The sequence below is a fragment of the Odoribacter laneus YIT 12061 genome (assembly GCF_000243215.1).
In the GTDB taxonomy this organism is placed as follows: domain Bacteria; phylum Bacteroidota; class Bacteroidia; order Bacteroidales; family Marinifilaceae; genus Culturomica; species Culturomica lanea.
In genome coordinates, this window is sequence record NZ_JH594597.1 from 116192 (window position 1) to 135934 (window position 19743).

Below are 19743 nucleotides of genomic sequence, written 5' to 3' on the forward strand. Positions count from 1 at the left end.
CTGGAATGAATATTCGGATACTGAAAGATAGAACAGCTAGTGGGGTCATGTTTTTTCTGACCGTCATTTCATTACTTCTGGTATTTGTAATGGGAATCGGTTTGTATTTAAAATCGGCTCCCGTTTTTGAAGAACATACTTTAAAAGAATTATTGTTCTCTGCGAACTGGAAACCGATGAAAGGACAGTTTGGATTTCTGCCTTTTATCATGGGAACGATTTGGGTAACAGGAATTGCCGTAGCAATGGCTTTACCTATTGCATTGCTTACGGCTGTATTTCTTACCGAATATGCCAAATCTTATGTACGAAAATATGTCTTTCCCGCTTTGGATATCTTAGCGGCCCTGCCTTCTGTCATATACGGAGTATGGGGTACATTATTGATTGTTCCCTGGATTTCGAATAAGCTAGCTCCCCATTTTGTGGATTTCTCTACTGGTTATACCGTATTGGCCGGGGGTATTGTACTGGGAATTATGATTTTACCTTTACTGGTCAGCCTATTTATTGAAATTTTTTCTTCCGTACCGGCAGAATTCAGGGAAGCTTCTCTCTCTTTAGGGGCCACCAAATGGCAAACGACAAAATTTGTCATTATCCGTAAAACCATGCCAGGCATTTTAGCTGCAGTCGTCCTTGCTATTTCCCGCGCCTTAGGAGAAACAATAGCAGTACTAATGGTATGCGGTAATTTACCGGAAGTTCCCCGCTCTTTATTGGACAGTTGTTATCCGATACCAGCCTTGATTGCAAATAACTACGGAGAGATGCTTTCACTTCCCCTATATGAAGCAGCCTTGATGTTCGCCGCACTGATTTTATTTGTAGTCGTTTTATTTTTTAATGTGATATCCCGGGTCGTTTTATACCGCTTGGAAAAAACGTTTAATTGATAAACATGAAATTTTTTGAGGAAAAGATTTTTAGATTCCTGATGATCGTCGCTACTTTGGTAGTCTTCGGATTCGTAATCAGCATTATATGGACAATCGCTTCCCGGGGGTGGGGAGCAATGAGCTGGGATATGATTACGAAACTACCGGGCGGAGGTTTCTATATTGGAAAAGAAGGCGGTTTTTTAAATGCGATCGTCGGCTCCTTGTATATCGTAGGCGCTTCGACAATATTGGGACTTTTGATCAGTATCCCCGTCGTCTTTTATTTAAACGTTTATCTGAAAAAAAAATCCAAATTCGCTTATATCGCCCGATTGGCTTATGATATCCTTTTCGGAATTCCTTCTATCGTATACGGAGCTTTCGGATTTACCATCATGATTTACCTAGGGCTGCGTACTTCCCTGGCCGGAGGTATCATCGTCATTACTTTACTCATCATCCCTATTTTTATTCGTTCCATGGACGAAATTGCCCGGGAATTTCCCCGGGATATTCTGGATACAACTTATTCTTTAGGCGCAACCCGTTACGAATCGATGAGAGTGGTCCTACGCCAAATTGCCCCCGGTATCGCAACCGCCACATTGCTCTCCGTCGGACGGGCAATCGGAGACGCTGCAGCAGTTATGTTCACAGCAGGTTATACAGACAGTATTCCGACCTCTCTTTCCCAACCTGCAGCTACTCTTCCCTTGGCCGTCTTTTTCCAGTTAAGCAGCCCAGTGAAAGAAGTACAAGATAGAGCCTATGCCGCAGCATTGGTACTTACGCTGATCGTATTAATCCTCAGTATAGCCGGACGTTTTATTACAAATCGTTTTTCAAAAAACAAATTACAATGAAAAATTTTTTATCTGCTTTACAGACACCTTCAGAATTACGGATAGAAAAATCAGGAGAAAAAATACCAGGCCGGAAAATAAAATTATTCCGACCCGATTATAAATTTATCCGTCCGGAAGGAGATTCTGAAATAGCAGTAGAAAAGCTGAATATTTATATCAAAGATCAACATATTCTGAAAGATATCAACGTACGTATTCCAGACAAAAAAATCACCTGCATCATCGGTCCTTCCGGATGCGGGAAATCAACCTTATTGAAGACTTTTAATCGTTTGATTGACAATGTAGAAGGCGTTCGTATCGAAGGGAAAGTTTTGGTAAACGGAGAGGATATCATCAGTAGCGGCACGGATATTACTTCATTCCGCCGGAAAATGGGACTGATTTCTCAACGCCCCTGCCCGCTTCCCATGTCTATTTACGACAATATCGCTTATGGCTGCCGTATACACGGAATCCGCAACCGCCGGAAACTCAATCTGATCGTAGAGCATTATCTCTGTGCAGCCGGTCTCTGGGAAGAAGTAAAAGACCGCTTGCATACTCCGGCAGTACGCCTTTCTATCGGTCAGCAACAACGCCTTTGTCTGGCTCGCAGTCTGGCCGTCGAACCTCAGTTTATCCTGGCCGACGAAGCGACAAGTGCCCTGGATCCTTTGTCTAGTAAAACCATAGAGGAACTTTTTGTAAAACTCAAACAAGACTATTCGATCATTCTCGTTACCCATACCCTGCGGCAAGCTTTGCGGATTGCAGACTATGTCGTCTTTATGTATCTGGGAGAAATCATTGAGGCCGGAGAAGCTGAACAAGTATTTAATCATCCCCGGCACGAATTAACGAAAAACTACCTTAGCGGAGCTTTTAGTTAACTCTCTACACCAAATATTTATTATTTACCCCCTCATAAAGCAAATTATCCAGAAAAAATACCAAATGGAAAGACAAGAATTTATAGCCTCCTTAAATGAACGGTTTGCTACAGCTTCCCCCCAAGAAATGCTGCAATTCCTGTTAAATTATTACGAAGACAAAATCGCCCTGGCTTCCAGCCTCGGCCCGGAAGATCAGATTTTAACAGCGATGCTGACCGAAATAAATCCCAAAGCCAAAATCTTCACCTTAGACACCGGTCGCTTGTTTCCGGAAACCCTCCGTTTATTGGATAGAACGAATAAAAAATATGCTATTTCTATTCAGGTTTTTTTCCCGGACTACAAGCTGGTGGAAGAAATGGTCAACCGCGACGGTATCAACTCATTTTACGACAGTATAGAAAAACGTCAGCTCTGTTGCCGCATCCGGAAATTAGAACCTCTTAAAAGAGCTTTTCAAGGATTGGAAGCTTGGATCTGCGGACTTCGAAAAGAGCAATCCGTCACCCGCCACAACCTGCAATTAGTGGAATGGGACGAAGTAAACAACCTCATTAAATTTAATCCTTTGATGGATTGGACAGAACAACAGGTGTGGGAATACATCCATCAAAACCAAATTCCTTACAACCGCCTGCATGACCAGGGCTATCCCAGTATCGGCTGCGAACCTTGCACCCGTTCCATTGAACCCGGAGAAAATATACGAGCCGGCAGATGGTGGTGGGAATCCCCCGACCACAAAGAATGCGGCCTTCACAAACGTTGGTAATCTCCCTTTTACACATTAGGGACGTGCCCTAATGTGTAAAAATTTTCCACCCGGTAGCTACTCCACCCAACATTCTCATTCCTTTTGTAAGGATTTCACAGGGTTCTCACAAGCTACTTTAACACTTTGCCCTCCTACCATCAAAAGAGCTACTGCAAAAGCGACACTTCCCGCCAGTGCAAATACCCACCAACTGAGCTCAGTCCGGTATGGAAACTCCTGTAACCAACGATTCATCAGATAGCAAGCTACGGGACAGGCTACGATAAAAGCCAAGACCACCCATTTTATAAAACCACTTATAAGCATCCCAAGAATCTCTCTGACAGTAGCTCCGTTTACCCGGCGGATTCCGATTTCTTTTACTCGTTGTTGAATAAAATAAGTCGCCATTGCCAAAATTCCCATCATGCTCAATACAATTGCCACTATGGAAAAAAAGCCGACTAATCGAGCAGTTCGTGCATTCGATTCATACCAACTATTGATCGTCTGGTCTACAAAACCTGATTCAAAAGGAATTCCTTCAATAAAACGAGTATATGTTTTTTTGATTTGATCAAAAGTTGCAGCCTGATTTTCAGAAGATATTTTTATCAACACTTTTGAAAAACTAAGTTCAGGCTCTAAACGAAAAACAATCAAAGGACTCATTTGATAATTCAGATTCCGAATATGGAAATTTTTAATAATACCCAATACTGGAAGTTTTTCGTCAAAAAACATGATCTCCTGAGGTAAAGCTTCTGTTCCAATAGCTTTAGCAGCAGCTTCATTTAACCAAATACCCTGGGGAGTATAAGCCACACCGGTAGGAATTATCTGCAAATCAAACAAATCGAAAAAATGCTCGTCGACTTCAAAACGTTGCAAACTAACCAGCTTCCCTGTACCAGCATAATCGGTTATCGTATTATTATCTCCTCCATCCAAAGGAGTACCATAAGCATAAGACATCTTTTCTACTCCTGGAATCCGGGACAGTTCATTTCTTAATGCTTCTTTCTGGCTAGCCTGAATTTTACTTTCTAACCACACCAAGTTGTCTTTCGTAAAACCCAAATCATAATTCTTCATAAAATTCGTCTGTTTCCAGATCACTAACGTACAAATAATCAAAATAATAGCCATGCAATACTGAAAAGAGATCAATATTTTACCATACACATTTTTAGTTCTCTTACGAAAACTTCCTTTCATTACTTCTACAGGGCAAAAACGGGACGTCAGCCAAGCGGGCCCCACTCCAGCAATCAATCCAATTATTCCCATAGCTATCAACAATCCCATAAAATTGAAAAATGTAAAATAACGGCTTATGACAAGATGAGTTTCCAGAATATCATTAAACCAAGGTAATACAACGGAAGCCAAGCAACAGCAAAATCCGAAAGCGATAAAGCATAAAATCATTGATTCTATTATATACTGCCTGAATAAAACCTTATTATTGCTCCCTAACAATTTTTTTATAGCTGATTCTTTCGCCCGGAATCCGGCACGGGCTATCGATAAATTATTGTAATTAATCAGGGCTAAAATCAAAATCACAACGATAATAGCTGTCAATACACCTATAAATGTCCAGCTATTATGATGTGTAAATGAAGTGGAAAAAGTACTCCAATACACTTCTTTCAAAGATTCCAAGAATAAGTCCTTCCGGTAATGATCTTTATACATCCAGAAATCTTTTTTCAGTTGCGTCAACATGGCTGGTATTTTGGATGATAAATCGCATCCAGGCTTTTCCAATAAATATAAAGCAAAAGATGCACTATTGTTATGACTGATCCAATTCTCCGGTAAACAAGTAAAATCTGCAACAATATCACAGGGGTCAAAATGGGTATTCTCTGATAAATCAGGCATTATCCCTACGACCGTATACCTCGACAGCCTACCTATAGTCAATCCTTTTCCCAAAGGAGATTCTTCCCCGAATATCTTACGTGCAAAAGAAACACTCAATACAATCTCATTACGCGCATTAAAATGACGTCCTTCTATCAAAGGAAAAGTAAACATATTCCAAAAAGTTGTGTCTACATACAGAACACGAAGCGGCAATTTTCCTCCACTTCTCCCTTCTGCATAAGCGCTATAACTTTTATAAATACGAGTATACGCCTCTATTTCAGGAAAAACACTCTGAAGTTGATCTCCTACACAAGCTCCCCATGTCGCTCCCTCTTCCCCTGTCATGCGAAAAATCCGTTCTTTATTTTCATGGAAATCGTCTACTGATAATTCCTGTTGAATATACATGCTCAATAAAAGAACGAAAGTCAGAGATACAGCAAAACCGAATACTGTAATAACAGTGTATAGTTTATTTCGGAATAAACTCCGAAAAAAAAGTCGAAAATCAGAAAAATACATCATATATAATAAGTATAAGTGTAAATATTTTTTACAATTCTTATGCCATATCAAATAACTACCTGTATATCAAAATATAAATTCTCGTTTTATTCAAACAAAATGTATATTTTTTTGACATTCTTGTCTAATTTTTTTACTCTCTTTAAAAAGAGAAGAATTTGAATTTCTTGTCGGTTAAGAACGTAAAAGAAAAGGAATATAATTATTAAATTTTCATTCGATTGGCTGTATTTTTTATACCAGAATATAAATATTTATAAAGTTAACGGAATAAGAGAAGTCAAATTTTTAAATAGGAAAAATGACACACTAGGGCACGTCCCTAATGTGTAATTAGAAGAGTAATTGATTGAATAATTGATTTTTAGACGTACACAGGACTGAATTGTTTTTGACTGCCGGCAAAAGTTTTAGAACGTATGATTTCTACAGAGAAATGACAATCGATCAGATTTTGAAAAGCTGAAATAGCAAAGAACAGCGGAAGGTACACACCCCCTGATAGACGGCAAGCAAAGGCAAAGAAGCGAAATCAAATCAAGCCTTATTTGCTTTTTAGATTAATTTTATACTTTTGCAAACTTATAAAGGGAAAATACCGAAAAAATTATTCCGCATGTGTGAAAGACAAAAATGAATTCAAAACTATAAATACAAACAGATGCTAAAAATTTCATCTGCCGCATTTACAGATACCAAACCGCATTATAACATACTTGATGGATTACGTGGAGTTGCAGCTTTAATGGTTTTATGGTTTCACATTTTTGAAGCCTATGCGAGTAGTCATATAGATCAGCAAATCAACCACGGATACCTGGCGGTGGATTTCTTCTTCATCCTCTCCGGCTTTGTTATCGGTTATGCTTATGACGACCGCTGGAAAACGATGCCCATAAAAGACTTTATCAAACGTAGATTTATCCGTTTGCATCCGATGGTCGTTATCGGAGCAATAATCGGAGCGATTATGTTCTACTTTCAGGGTTGCTCTGTTTGGGATGTATCAAAAGTATCGGTGACCATGCTATTGATTGCCACATTAATGAATGCTTGTCTGATTCCGGCAACACCCGGTTTCGAAATCCGTGGAGTAACTGAAATGTTCCCTCTGAATGGTCCAAGTTGGTCTCTATTTTATGAATATATTGGCAACATCTTATATGCATTTTTTATCCATAAACTTTCCACAAAAGTTCTTTCTATATGGGTTGTGCTGGCTGGCTGCGGATTGGCAGGGTTTGCCATTTGGGGCCCCTATGGCGATATATGCGCCGGCTTCTCTCTGACAGGAGAGAATATACTCGGCGGTTCCCTGCGTTTACTATTTTCATTTTCGGCAGGATTGTTGCTATCCCGCCTATTTAAACCGATTTTTATAAAAGGAGTTTTCTGGATATGTAGCCTCTCTGTTGTTATTTTATTGGCAGTACCCAGAATCGGCGGAAGCGAAAATTTATGGATGAACGGCTTATACGACACCCTCTGTTTTGCCATCCTTTTTCCCCTTATTGTCTATTTGGGTGCATCGGGAAAAACAACAGACAAACTCACTACCCGAATATGTAAATTTTTAGGCGATATATCCTACCCACTGTATATGGTACATTATCCTTTCATTTATTTGTACTATGCCTGGGTAAAAAATGAGCATCTCACTTTCGTACAATCTTTACCGGGAGCTTTAGCAGTTGTTATCGGAAGTATTATTTTAGCTTATCTGTGCTTAAGACTATACGATGAACCTGTACGCAAATTTTTAACCAAACATCTTTTGCATACCCAAAAGTAATTACCACTATACTCCCGACAGGAATTTCTATCGAAAATTCCCGGCTATATAGTTATAACGAATTAAGCCAAATTTCTTGTCGGCGGAATTGTGAAGAAAAGGCGATTGTAAATTTAATTATTTTGCATAGCCAATATTCAAAAGCTCTCCTGTATAGACAGAAAAGGATAAAACGAACTTTTTGAAAGAGAAACTTTCTTTCAATCAGAGAAATACGAACTTTAAAAGATAAAACATTACATTTGACTAAAGAGATATTTCCTAAACTATAACCGGATAGAGTTGGATCATACTCCAAGAACAGGACATTCGTATCACCACTCTTTAACTGCTTTCTCTCCTCCTTTGTCCTCTTAAATTTCCCCCCAGAGGGACGGACCTTTTTTGCGAAAAACAGGGACTTGCCTGAATACAATCCTCATCTAAATTTCTTAAGAGTAATAAGAAGGGGAAATTACACATTAGGGCACGTCCCTACTGTGTAAAATGATAAGGGATTTTGCTTGAGCCGTAAGGATATTTTCCTCGTCTTCAAGGATTACATTCCCAGGAATTATTTATGTTCAAGCTTGTGAAAATTTTTGCTTGAAAATTTTTAAAATAGGAATTTCGGATAGATTTGTTTTCAAAAGGGAAGCTGGAAAGAGATTAAAAATAAAAACGGAGTCTCTGACATCAGAAACTCCGTTAGTACTCAGAGCGGGAATCGAACCCGCACGTCTGTTGAGGACACTGGATTTTGAGTCCAGCGCGTCTACCAATTCCGCCACCTGAGCAAAGAACTCGGCTGCAAAGGTAGATATTTTTGGAATAATTGCAAATCCTCCTCTAATTTTTTTAATTTATTTCGGTAAAATGTATCCTTTTTAAACGTTCCTTCGTATGAATCATTGTTCTTAATGTTCAATACTCATGTTCAAAAATGATTCCCCCTGAGGACTTTACCGACGGGGGATTATTTATTTAGCTATTGCAATCGAATTTATTAAAAATCCCGTCGAAACTTTGGCTGATTTTTTTCCTATTTTCGATTCGCGGGGATATCCTTTGATAAATTTATTTTTCTCTCTTCCGGAAAGCTTTTTAACAACCATATTTTAATATTTTTGTATGAACGATTAGCCATATTGTTAGGGCTACTTTAAAATAAATTTTATACCGGAACAATAATGAAAAATATCAGACAGATCTTTTTTTATCCCTTTTCCTCGAGAGGAGCAGGGGCTTATATACCTATCGATTCGTAAATGTATCCGGATGTTAATACTATGATTTTATCTAATAAGTAAAATATGAAAGCTGTTTCCCGTTTTTTGCCATCGGTCGTTTTTTTCCTTTTAATAGGTTTCTCTTCCTTTTCACAACCGAAAGGAAGCCTCAAGGGACGTGTTTACGATTTGAAAAACAACCAGGGAATCCCTTTTGCCAATGTCCAGGTATATTCTTCTGCCCTCGGAACGGCTACCGACACAAAAGGTTATTTTGAAATAGACAGCATATCACCCGGATACATTCGGTTGGAAATAAGCTGTGTCGGTTACAAAACAATTTTATCAGAAGAATATATGGTTAACACTGCTTTTAAAAGAGAGGTAGAAATCGGGTTGGAAGAATTACCGGTCTCTTTGGAGCAAGTTACAGTAAAAGCAAGCCCTTACCGAAAAACGGCCGAATCTCCTCTATCTGTACAACGAATCGGTATTTCTGAAATTGAAAAGAACCCGGGCGGGAACCGGGATATTTCAAAAGTACTCCAATCCATGCCGGGAGTGCTTTCTTCTCCGGCTTTCCGAAACGATTTTATTGTCCGAGGCGGGGGGCCCTCCGAAAACCGGTTTTACTTGGACGACGTAGAGTTGCCCACTCTCAACCATTTTGCTACCCAAGGCGCCTCTGGCGGGGTAGTGAGTATTATAAATGTAGATTTTGTCAAAGAAGTCAATTTTTATGCGGGAGCATTTCCCGCTTCCCGGGGAAATTTACTCAGTTCCCTACTCGATTTTCAACAAACAACCGGTAACCCGGACCGGGTCAAAGTCAGGGCTACCCTTGGAGCCACAGATTACGGTCTTTCTTTAGATGGTCCTCTCACTCCTACCACAACTTTCCTTTTATCGGCGCGGCGGAGTTATCTGAAAATGCTTTTCAGCTTTATCGGGCTTCCCTTTTTACCCGTATACAATGATTTCCAATTCAAAACGGCAACCCGGTTTAATCAAAAGAATGAATTTATTTTATTAGGTATTGGGGGATATGATATAAACCGGCTCAATAAAAAAATAAATCATCCGGATGACAATCAAGAATACATTCTGGGTTGGTTACCTGAAAGCCGGCAATGGAGTTATACTTTAGGGGCTGTTTACAAACAGTACGGAAACAGCTGGCAAAATCTCTGGGTAATCAGTCGCAGTGAGCTAAAAAATAAAGTGGAGAAATACAGCTTTAACGATAAAAAACTACCCAAATTAGTCGATTATAATTCCGGAGAAGCGGAAAATAAATTTCGTTTTGAACATAAACGGCAGATATCTTCTCATTTCCGGCTCACGGCAGGCGTTGGCATAGAATATGCCACCTACCGGAATTCTACGTTCCGGGTCCTCTACTACCAGAATCAATCTCAAAATATCGATTATAACCGGCGATTAAATCTCTGGAAATGGTCCTTTTTCGGACAAGTTGTAAAAACATTCGGCGAGGAAAAATTCACCTTATCTTTCGGGCTCCGGGGAGATGCGACTCATTATGCTGCATCTACTCAAAACATATTCCGGCAAATCTCTCCCCGTCTTTCTCTATCGTATGCTTTGCACCCCAAATGGTTTCTCCACTTCAATACAGGAAGGTATTACCAACTCCCCTCCTACACGACAATGGGGTATGCGGATGAACAAGGGGAACTGATTAATAAAAGGCACAAATTAAGATACATCGGCTCTAACCATTATGTTGCGGGCATAGAATTCCGCCCCACCCCCCTTACCCGGATTACAGTAGAAGGTTTCTACAAAACATACGACCACTACCCTGTTTCCCTTCTCGACTCTGTTTGTCTGGCCAATAAAGGGACAGATTATGTAGCAGTGGGAGACGAACCGGTCAAACCGGTAGGAGAAGGAAGAAGCTACGGTATAGAATGTATGCTCCGCACTCAAGAATTTTACGGAATCATAGCTTCTGCAGCTTATACTTTCTACTATAGCGAGTTCAAAAAATTAGACCATAATTTACGTTCCTTATCCACTTACATCCCCAGTAACTGGGACAATCGTCACATTTTTACCTTAACGGCCAGCCGCAAATTCAAGCAAAACTGGGACGTCGGTTTGAAATGGCGTTATGTTGGGAAAGCGCCCTATACGCCCTGGGATATAGAAATGACCTCTTCTATTCCGGCCTGGGACGCCAAGCGGCAGCCTTATTACGACTTCAGCCGTTTTAATTCCGAAAGATTACCTGCCTTTCATCAATTGGATATGCGGGTAGACAAAAGTTTCTTTTTCCGGAAATGGTCTCTTATTCTATACGCAGACATTCAAAACATCTATCATTACAAATCCCAAGGTCCCCCTTTACTTGTGCCGGAAAAAGATAAGCAAGGGAACTACATAAAAAATCCGGACCGGGAAGGTTATTATCAAATGCGTTATATCAAAAATGAAATCGGAGGGACAATTCTGCCTTCTGTAGGGATTATCATCGATTTTTAAGCACAAAATATTTCTCTTCCAGAAGTTCTTCAAACGCTTCGTTGTGAGGTTGAGGATTAATTCTTAATTTTACAACCGGATACAAACTTAATTAACTTATCTGTATACACTGTGGATTTTTTGCACGAATTAAATGATAATCAAAGAGAAGCTGTTCTCCATACGGAAGGGCCGGCTTTAGTAATTGCCGGTGCAGGTTCCGGAAAAACCCGGGTATTGACCTACCGAATTGCCCATCTTTTGAGCAAAGGAATTCCTGCTTATCATATTTTGGCTTTGACTTTTACAAACAAGGCGGCCCGGGAAATGCAAAAACGAATTTCCCAGTTGGTCGGTGCAGAAAATGCTTCTAATCTCTGGATGGGGACTTTCCACTCAATTTTTTCCAAAATACTTCGTTTCGAAGCCGATAAGTTAGGTTATACGTCCAATTTTACCATATACGACACTCAAGATTCTAAAAACCTGATAAAGGCGATTGTCAAAGATCTCAAACTGGACGATAAAGTTTACAAACCCAACGATGTATTGGGCCGGATTTCCATGGCGAAAAACAATCTGATTGTCGCGCAGGCCTATGCCCAATCCTCGCGGATCACAAATGCGGATGCTGCTGCCCGCAAGCCTATGATTGCAGAAATTTACAAGCATTACCAAATGCGGTGTAAACAAAGCGATACGATGGACTTTGACGATTTACTGCTACAAACGAATATTTTATTCCGTGATTTTCCGGAAGTATTGGCCAAATATCAGCAGAAATTCCGATATATTCTGGTAGATGAATACCAAGATACCAATTATTCTCAATACCTCATTATTAAAAAGTTATCGGAAAGTCATCACAATATCTGCGTGGTGGGAGACGATGCACAGAGTATTTACTCTTTCCGGGGAGCCCGTATTGAAAATATATTGAATTTCCGGAACGATTATCCGGATTTTAAAATCTTTAAACTGGAACAAAACTACCGTTCGACAACTACGATTGTCAATGCTGCCAACAGTATCATCAGTAAAAACAAAGAACAAATCCCCAAACGCATTTTTTCTGAAAACGAAGAAGGGGAAAAGATAAAGGTCCTCCGCGCCCTTTCCGATAAAGAAGAAGGATTCCAAGTCACAAACGAAATATTTAAAATGGCCAATTATGAACAAGAAGAATACAGTGACTTTGCCATTCTCTACCGGACGAACGCCCAGTCCCGTATCCTGGAAGAAGCTTTGAGAAAACGCAATATTCCTTATAAAATATACGGTGGACAATCCTTTTATCAACGCAAAGAAATAAAAGATTTATTAGCTTATTTCCGCCTATCTGTCAATCAGAACGACGAAGAAGCTTTCAAAAGAATCATCAACTATCCCCGACGAGGAATCGGAGATACGACCATCGACAAGATCCGGGAGATTGCCCAGCAACACCGTGTCAGCATGTGGACAGTATTGTGTAATCTGGAAAAAGTAGCCGGTTCATTCAACAATTCCAGTCTTACGAAACTAAATAACTTCCGGCTTTTAATCGAAAAATTTGCAGAAAGAAGTCAGGAAGAAAATGCTTATGATGTGGCCTGTACAATTGTTCAAAGTTCAGGAATTACAGACGATCTTTCCAATGACAGTACCCCGGAAGGTGTTTCCCGTAAAGAAAACATCCAGGAACTTTTAAATGCCATTAAGGATTTCAGTGAAACCGCTTATAAAGAAGGCTTTAGTGACAAACTGGCCACATTTTTGGAAGGAGTAGCTTTATTGACAGATCAGGACACTGAAAAACCGGGCGACGACAACAAAGTTACCTTAATGACCATTCATGCAGCCAAAGGCCTGGAATTTCCCAACGTATTTATTACAGGCATCGAAGAAGAACTTTTCCCAGCCCAGCAATGTGCCAGCAATCCACAGGCATTGGAAGAGGAAAGGCGCCTCTTTTATGTCGCCTTGACACGGGCAGAAAAAAAAGTAGTGATGTCCTATGCCACCACCCGTTACCGCAACGGACAAATTATTTCTACCCGGCCTTCCCGCTTTATTGCAGAAATCGACCCCCACTTTCTGGATGGTTTTATTGCCCCCCGGCAAGAAACTTCTCCTTTCAATTTCAAAACTACTTCCCCTTTCCGGAAACCCGTTTCTGAAACATTGGCTCCGGTACACACTACTCCCCTTCCGGACATAGGCTCATCAAAACTCAAACCTATTGAGCCAAATTCCGTAATACCAGGTATGATCCTTTTTCATCCTACCTTCGGAACAGGGAAAGTACTCTCGCTGGAAGGTCTCGGAGTGAATAAAAAAGCAAAAATGTTCTTCAATAAAGAAGGTACAAAAACTTTATTGTTAAAATTTGCAAAATTATTCATACAAGAAGATTAATTATTATCGGATAATAAGTAAAAAAATTTATCTTTGTCGCACAATCCTGATAAAGATGCTCTCCGGCAAATATGACGAAACTTTCCCGGAGTTTTTCCGAAAAAAACACAAAAAATTGTAATGAGGCCCAAATATCTTCATCAAATATAAAATTGAGTGGCTTTTAAATAATCCTTAAGAATGGAATATAATACCCAAAAGAAAAAATTACTTCTTCCTGAATACGGCAGAAACATACAAAAAATGGTGGATCACATCAGAACCATACAAGATAGAGAGGAGCGGAACAGGGCAGCCCGTACAGTCATCGACGTAATGGGTAATCTTTATCCTCATTTACGGGATGTTCCGGATTTCAGGCATAAATTATGGGATCATTTGGCAATTATGTCGGAATTTCAATTAGATATAGATGCTCCTTATCCCTTACCTTCTCTGGAAAAAATCAATGAAAAGCCAGAAAAATTAAAGTACAATACAAATCATATCAAATTCAGACATTACGGAAAGCTCGTTGAAAAATTAATTGAAAAAATAAAAGAGACAGAAGATCTGGAACAAAAAAGAGCTTTAATTGTACTGACCGCTAATCACATGAAAAAATCCTTTCTTACCTGGAATAAGGATAGTGTAGAAGACGAACAAATTTACAACGATATCAATACATACTACGGCAGTACGGTCATTTTACCGGAAGGTATGACCCTCTCTCATTCCAAGGACTTACTTCAAAAGAAGAGCAAACCCAGTTCCAACAAACCGATACTGAATAAAAACAACAATTCCAAAAACGCCAAGAGAGAGAACAACAATTCCAACAACAATCACTCCTATCATAAAAAACAGTATTAAACGGATAAAATAGTATTTTATCCTCCGCTCTTTATGGAAATCACAGTTATTCTCGGAAGTAATACCGGTCAGAAAAGGCAATGGATTGAAGAAGCCATACGCCGTTTAGTTGGTACAGCAGGACCTGTATTAAAGGCATCTTCCTATTACGAGACGGAGCCTTGGGGATTTAGCTGTGCAGAGACCTTTCTAAACCGTGTCGTTGTATTTAACAGCCGGCTGGATCCTGAAAATTTTCTGACAAAAGCCTTGGAAATAGAAAAACAATTAGGACGTGTCAGGCACTCAGGACAACAATACGAATCGCGGACCATTGACATTGACATTCTATTCTGCGATTCTCTTCTCATTCACACTCCTGAGCTCATCGTTCCCCATCCACGCTTAGCCGAACGTAATTTCGTACTTGTTCCCCTCAACGAAATCATGCCTCATTTTGAACATCCGCTTCTTCACCGGAAAATTTCAGAACTTTTGATTCAGAGTCCAGATAAACTAAGCGTCAAAAAAATAGAAATGTAAAAAAACAGAAACATCCGGGTCGAAAAAGCTGAATTCAACTTGCAAATGCAACAGAATTCTGATTAATAATTTGTTTAAATATTTCGTTTGGCGTGAGGTATCCAAGTCTTTTACGAGGTCGATTATTGAGTTTATTTTCAATCCACTTAATCTGTTTGTTGGTTACTTCACTAAAGTCCTTACCCTTTGGGATATACTGCCTGATAAGCCCGTTGGTGTTTTCATTGGCACCACGTTCCCATGAGTGGTATGGTTTGCAAAAATAGAATTTTATTTCCAATTTTTGCGCAATTTCCTCGTGCTTTGCAAACTCCTTTCCATTGTCAGCCGTAATTGTGTGTATTAAGTTTTTCACTTTCCGCAGTGCCCATACTGCAATCTTAGCTACCGGGATGGCTTCTTTTCCCGACAACTTGCGTATCCAGACCCTGCTTGTTGCTCTGTCGTTAATGGTAAGAATGGCACCTTTGTGGTTCTTACCAATAATTGTATCTATCTCTAAATCACCAAATCTCTCCTTCAGTTCCACTATCTCGGGACGCTCATCAATATCCACCCTGCCTGGGATAAATCCTCGCCCTGCATTTTTAGAACCACGTTTGGCATACCTGCGACCTTGTCTGCGAAGATATTTGTGCAGTTTGCCACCCCGCCGCTTATCCTCCCAAATCCAGCGATATATCGTTTCGTGAGATACCATCGCAATTCCCTCCAAGCGGCTCCTGCCGACAATCTGCTCCGGGCTGAATCCTTTCTTCAACAGCTTTATTATCCGTTTTCTCATTGCCGGTGTAAGCACTTCCTTGCGATGTTTTTGCTGCTTGCGCCTGTCTGCTTTTCGCTGGGCAAGCTCCATGCTATAGCTACCACTTCGGGCGTCGCAATTGCGCTTTATCTCCCTGTAAACAGTGCTTTTATCTACTCCGATAGCTTCCGCTATTGCTTTTTTGCTCATCGGTATTTGCAACATCATAGAAATTGCATACCTTTGTTCCTCGGTTATATGTTTGCTCATCTGCAACTTTTTTTTCTTTGGACGGACAATTAAAGCAAAGATAGCAAACTTTATCCATTCAGAGTGAGAGAAAGGGGGACATTGTCTCTCTTTCCTCTCTGAAAAATAAATGTTTTTATTGCTTATTATCCGCACCCAAAAAGTTGCATTTATAAGTTGAACTCAAGAAATTTAAATTCAGACGATTGAGTATCATCTCGCTTTTAAATCCGGAATACCCTCATTAAAAATCACATATATCTTTTTATATCCGCTCCGATAGCATTCAGTTTTACATCGATATTTTCATATCCCCGGTCGATCTGATCGATATTATGAATAGAGCTGACGCCTTTAGCCGACAAAGCAGCAATCAACAAGGCGATTCCTGCCCGAATATCCGGAGAGGTCATTTTAGTTGCCCGTAACTGAGATTCGTGATTTTGTCCGATTACAGTAGCCCGGTGAGGGTCGCACAAAATAATTTTTGCCCCCATATCAATCAATTTATCGACAAAAAATAAACGGCTTTCAAACATTTTCTGGTGGATTAACACACTTCCTTTCGCCTGAGTAGCTACCACTAAAAATACACTTAATAAATCAGGAGTCAGCCCAGGCCAGGGAGCATCTGACACCGTCAGAATAGAACCGTCGATAAAATCTTCAATCATATAATGTTCCTGACGGGGAATATAAAGATCGTCGTCCCGTTCTTCAACCCTTACCCCCAATTTCCGAAAAGCATCCGGGATAAGACCCAGTTGGCGGATATTGACATTCTTAATGGTTATCTCGGAACGGGTCATAGCAGCCAATCCGATATAACTACCCACTTCAATCATATCCGGCAGACAACGATGCCGGCAACCGTGCAATTTCTTTACCCCTTCAATTGTCAATAAATTGGAAGCGATACCCGAAATCTTAGCTCCCATTGAATTCAACATCAGACAAAGTTGCTGAATATAAGGTTCGCAAGCGGCATTATAAATAGTTGTCACCCCTTCTGCCAAAACAGCGGCCATGATAATATTAGCGGTACCTGTAACAGAAGCTTCATCCAGCAACATATAATTCCCTTTCAGCTTAGTAGCAAAAGCTTTAAAACAACCGTTTAGAGCATCGTATTCGAACGTAGCTCCCAATCGTTCAAAACCCAGAAAATGAGTATCCAGGCGGCGACGCCCGATCTTATCTCCTCCGGGTTTCGGAATAACTCCGCTTCCGTGTATAGCAAGCAGCGGCCCTAAAATCATAATTGATCCCCTTAAACTGACCGCTTTATTATAAAAATCTTCGGTCTCAAAATAACGGAAATCTATATCAGAAGCGCAAAAAGCAAATTCCCCACGAGCCAACCGCTCCACTTTTACACCCATTCCCTCTACTAACTCGATCAGTTTCAATACATCCAGAATCTCAGGCACATTCGTAATAATCACTTCTTCCTGGGTCAATAATGCCGCACAAATCACTTGTAATGCCTCATTTTTAGCCCCTTGTGGGCAAAGTCCTCCCTTTAATCTTTTACCTCCGGTAATAACAAATCGGCTCATTTTGCTAAATTGTTTATCAAATCCATATCTAAATCTATCCGGACATTCAATTGCTTCTTATTCCATTCACCATACTCTTCCTTGGGAAACTCTACTATCCGAACATCTGATTACACAACTATTGAAGATCCAATTCCTGTGCGTTGGTAAAGCTATTAAAAAACAAAGTAAAAACAAAAATACCTCCCTGTAATATTGTGTTAAATGAATTATATGGCTACTTTTGCAAATAATGTGTTATTATTTTGTTCTTTGCACAGACAAAATATTCCATACACCTGAACTTTATACTTCTAAAAAACGAACAAGTTTATATTTAAATAGATATCACTAAAATAAATCTTTATGAAAAGCTTTCTAAAATATACTCTCGCTACCATCGTCGGAGTTATTATTGTAAATTTTATCCTTTTACTGATCGGTTTCGCCATTATCGGTACGCTTTCGAAACTAGGCGAACAAGTAGTGGATGTCAAAGAAAACAGTATTCTTCGCATCCAATTGAATAATGCAATCCCCGACAGGAGCTCGAACAATCCGTTTAGTGATTTCAGTTTATTTTCTTTCAAACCAGGGATATCGTTAGGATTAAATGATATTTTGAAAAATATAGAAAAAGCCAGCCGGGATCCCCGCATCCAAGGTATATATTTAGACCTGACAGATATTCAGAGTAACTTTGGAGGATTGGCCACTACGGAAGAAATCCGGGAAGCTCTGAAAGATTTTAAAAAAAGCGGAAAATTTATTTACAGTTATGCCAATATGGGATATAGCCAAAAAAGCTATTATCTGGCTACGGTAGCAGACAGTATTTTTGTCAATCCGGAAACGCCCCTCATGTTAATGGGTATGGGAGGAACCACCTTTTTTTACAAAGATATGCTGGACAAAATCGGCATAAAAGTGGATATTGTAAAAGTAGGAAAATACAAATCAGCCGTAGAACCCTTTACTCAAACAGAAATGAGCGCTTCAAACCGGGAACAGATTGAAGTATACCTGCATTCTTTATGGGGTACCCTCCTACAGGGTATTTCCAACACCCGTTCTATTTCGGTTGACAGTTTAAATTCTCTGGCCGATCAGGTGGAGTTCCGTTCGCCTCTGGAAGAAAAAGCCTACGGTCTCTTTGACGGTGTCCTTTACGAAGATCAGGTGCTTGCACTGTTAAAAGAAAAATGCGGACGAAAAGAAAAAGATAAGCTAAATTTCATCAAGCTTTCAGACTATCGAAAAGCCAGTCCGAGTTCTACAAAATTCGTCAAAGAAAAGATTGCCATCATCTATGCCAGTGGTGAAATCTTATTTGAACAGACCGAAAAAACGATTGGCCCTGAATTGGCAGAGACCATACGAAAAGCGCGGGAAGATCAAAATGTCAAGGCAATTGTTTTGCGTGTAAATTCACCGGGAGGAAGTGCTTTAACTTCCGATATCATCTGGCGTGAAGTATCTTTGGCTACTCAGGTCAAACCCGTCATCGTTTCTATGGGAAATGTTGCAGCTTCCGGCGGATATTACATTTCTTGTGCAGCCGATACGATTGTAGCCGACCCCATGACACTTACCGGATCTATCGGAATCTACGGCCAGTTTTTCTCGGGAGAAAAACTTATCAAAGACAAAATGGGCATTACCAGCAGCGTTGTCAAAACAAATGAACACAGCGACTTCGGTGGAGGTTATCCTCTCCCGTTGCCGATCAGTAACCGTCCTTTGACCCCCTATGAAAAAAATGTCTTACAAAAATACATTGAAAAAGGATATGAAACCTTTTTGAACAGAGTAGCTCAAGGCAGACATATGACCCGGGACGAAGTGCATGAAATAGCTCAAGGACGGGTTTGGACAGGAAAAGATGCCGTGAAAGTAGGTTTGGTGGACGTTTTGGGAGGACTGGACGATGCGATACAAATTGCTGCTCAGAAAGCAAAAGTGAGCGATTACAGAATCGTAGAATACCCGACAGAAAAAGATTTCATGCAAGAATTGCTGAATAGTTTTTCTGCTTCTATAAAAACAAATATACTCAAAAACGAATTGGGAGATTATTACGAAACCTTCCGGCAATTACAAAATACACTGAATATGCCTGAAGGATTAATCACCAGAATACCTTATGATATTGATATAAATTAAACACCGTCAGGTAC

The 19743-nt window shown here is 40.0% G+C and carries 14 protein-coding genes and 1 tRNA gene; 10 read left to right on the top strand and 5 right to left on the bottom strand.

All coding sequences use genetic code 11. The annotated features are described in order from the left end of the window. Window positions 1–5: 5 nt before the first annotated feature. Genes pstC through HMPREF9449_RS12825 form a run of 4 tightly spaced genes read left to right on the top strand, consistent with a single transcriptional unit; the run spans window position 6 to window position 3394 of the window. Window positions 6–896: a phosphate ABC transporter permease subunit PstC gene (gene pstC, locus HMPREF9449_RS12810; protein ID WP_009137687.1), complete on the top strand. Its 891-nt coding sequence runs from the start codon at window positions 6–8 to the stop codon at window positions 894–896. A gap of 5 nt (window positions 897–901) precedes the next feature. Further along, window positions 902–1744: a PstA family ABC transporter permease gene (locus HMPREF9449_RS12815; protein ID WP_009137688.1), complete on the top strand. Its 843-nt coding sequence runs from the start codon at window positions 902–904 to the stop codon at window positions 1742–1744. After that, window positions 1741–2619: a phosphate ABC transporter ATP-binding protein gene (locus tag HMPREF9449_RS12820; protein WP_009137689.1), complete on the top strand. Its 879-nt coding sequence runs from the start codon at window positions 1741–1743 to the stop codon at window positions 2617–2619. Before HMPREF9449_RS12815 ends, HMPREF9449_RS12820 begins: the two co-directional genes overlap by 4 nt. Window positions 2620–2665: 46 nt before the next feature. After that, window positions 2666–3394: a phosphoadenylyl-sulfate reductase gene (locus HMPREF9449_RS12825; RefSeq protein WP_261795517.1), complete on the top strand. Its 729-nt coding sequence runs from the start codon at window positions 2666–2668 to the stop codon at window positions 3392–3394. A gap of 75 nt (window positions 3395–3469) precedes the next feature. On the opposite strand, the gene HMPREF9449_RS12830 is transcribed toward HMPREF9449_RS12825, so the two are convergent. Then, on the bottom strand, window positions 3470–5779 hold the full coding sequence (locus HMPREF9449_RS12830; RefSeq protein ID WP_009137691.1) for an ABC transporter permease: 2310 nt from the start codon (window positions 5777–5779) through the stop codon (window positions 3470–3472). A 661-nt stretch (window positions 5780–6440) separates the two neighbouring features. Between HMPREF9449_RS12830 and HMPREF9449_RS12835 the strand changes: the two genes are divergently transcribed. Beyond that, entirely contained in the window at window positions 6441–7571 is a 1131-nt protein-coding gene (locus HMPREF9449_RS12835; protein WP_009137692.1) for an acyltransferase family protein, read from the top strand. Window positions 7572–8262: 691 nt separating this feature from the next. Here the strand turns inward: HMPREF9449_RS12835 and HMPREF9449_RS12840 are convergent. Both HMPREF9449_RS12840 and HMPREF9449_RS16930 read right to left on the bottom strand, forming a co-directional pair. Continuing rightward, window positions 8263–8347, bottom strand: a tRNA-Leu gene (locus HMPREF9449_RS12840). A gap of 183 nt (window positions 8348–8530) precedes the next feature. Further along, window positions 8531–8665 carry a hypothetical protein gene (locus tag HMPREF9449_RS16930; protein WP_261795515.1) on the bottom strand — a complete coding sequence of 45 codons (135 nt, stop codon included), beginning with the start codon at window positions 8663–8665 and terminating at the stop codon, window positions 8531–8533. Window positions 8666–8863: 198 nt separating this feature from the next. Here HMPREF9449_RS16930 and HMPREF9449_RS12845 point away from each other — a divergent pair, with 198 nt between their 5' ends. The 4 genes from HMPREF9449_RS12845 (at window position 8864) to folK (ending at window position 15034) form a co-directional block, all read left to right on the top strand. Beyond that, window positions 8864–11284: a TonB-dependent receptor gene (locus HMPREF9449_RS12845; protein ID WP_009137693.1), complete on the top strand. Its 2421-nt coding sequence runs from the start codon at window positions 8864–8866 to the stop codon at window positions 11282–11284. A gap of 111 nt (window positions 11285–11395) precedes the next feature. After that, window positions 11396–13660: an ATP-dependent helicase gene (locus tag HMPREF9449_RS12850; protein ID WP_009137694.1), complete on the top strand. Its 2265-nt coding sequence runs from the start codon at window positions 11396–11398 to the stop codon at window positions 13658–13660. Window positions 13661–13840: 180 nt separating this feature from the next. After that, a complete protein-coding gene (locus tag HMPREF9449_RS12855; RefSeq protein WP_009137695.1) occupies window positions 13841–14512 on the top strand; it encodes a DUF4290 domain-containing protein in 672 nt (223 codons plus the stop codon). Between the two features lie 33 nt (window positions 14513–14545). After that, window positions 14546–15034, top strand: coding sequence for a 2-amino-4-hydroxy-6-hydroxymethyldihydropteridine diphosphokinase (folK, locus tag HMPREF9449_RS12860; RefSeq protein WP_009137696.1), 489 nt, complete (start codon window positions 14546–14548; stop codon window positions 15032–15034). Window positions 15035–15068: 34 nt separating this feature from the next. On the opposite strand, the gene HMPREF9449_RS12865 is transcribed toward folK, so the two are convergent. Both HMPREF9449_RS12865 and murA read right to left on the bottom strand, forming a co-directional pair. After that, the gene (locus tag HMPREF9449_RS12865; protein WP_009136301.1) at window positions 15069–16049 is read right to left on the bottom strand and encodes an IS30-like element IS4351 family transposase; all 981 of its coding nucleotides are present in this window, start codon (window positions 16047–16049) and stop codon (window positions 15069–15071) included. A 230-nt stretch (window positions 16050–16279) separates the two neighbouring features. Beyond that, window positions 16280–17587, bottom strand: coding sequence for a UDP-N-acetylglucosamine 1-carboxyvinyltransferase (murA, locus tag HMPREF9449_RS12870; RefSeq protein WP_009137697.1), 1308 nt, complete (start codon window positions 17585–17587; stop codon window positions 16280–16282). A 345-nt stretch (window positions 17588–17932) separates the two neighbouring features. On the opposite strand from murA, the gene sppA reads away from it, so the two are divergent. Continuing rightward, on the top strand, window positions 17933–19729 hold the full coding sequence (gene sppA / locus HMPREF9449_RS12875) for a signal peptide peptidase SppA (protein ID WP_009137698.1): 1797 nt from the start codon (window positions 17933–17935) through the stop codon (window positions 19727–19729). Window positions 19730–19743: the final 14 nt, after the last annotated feature.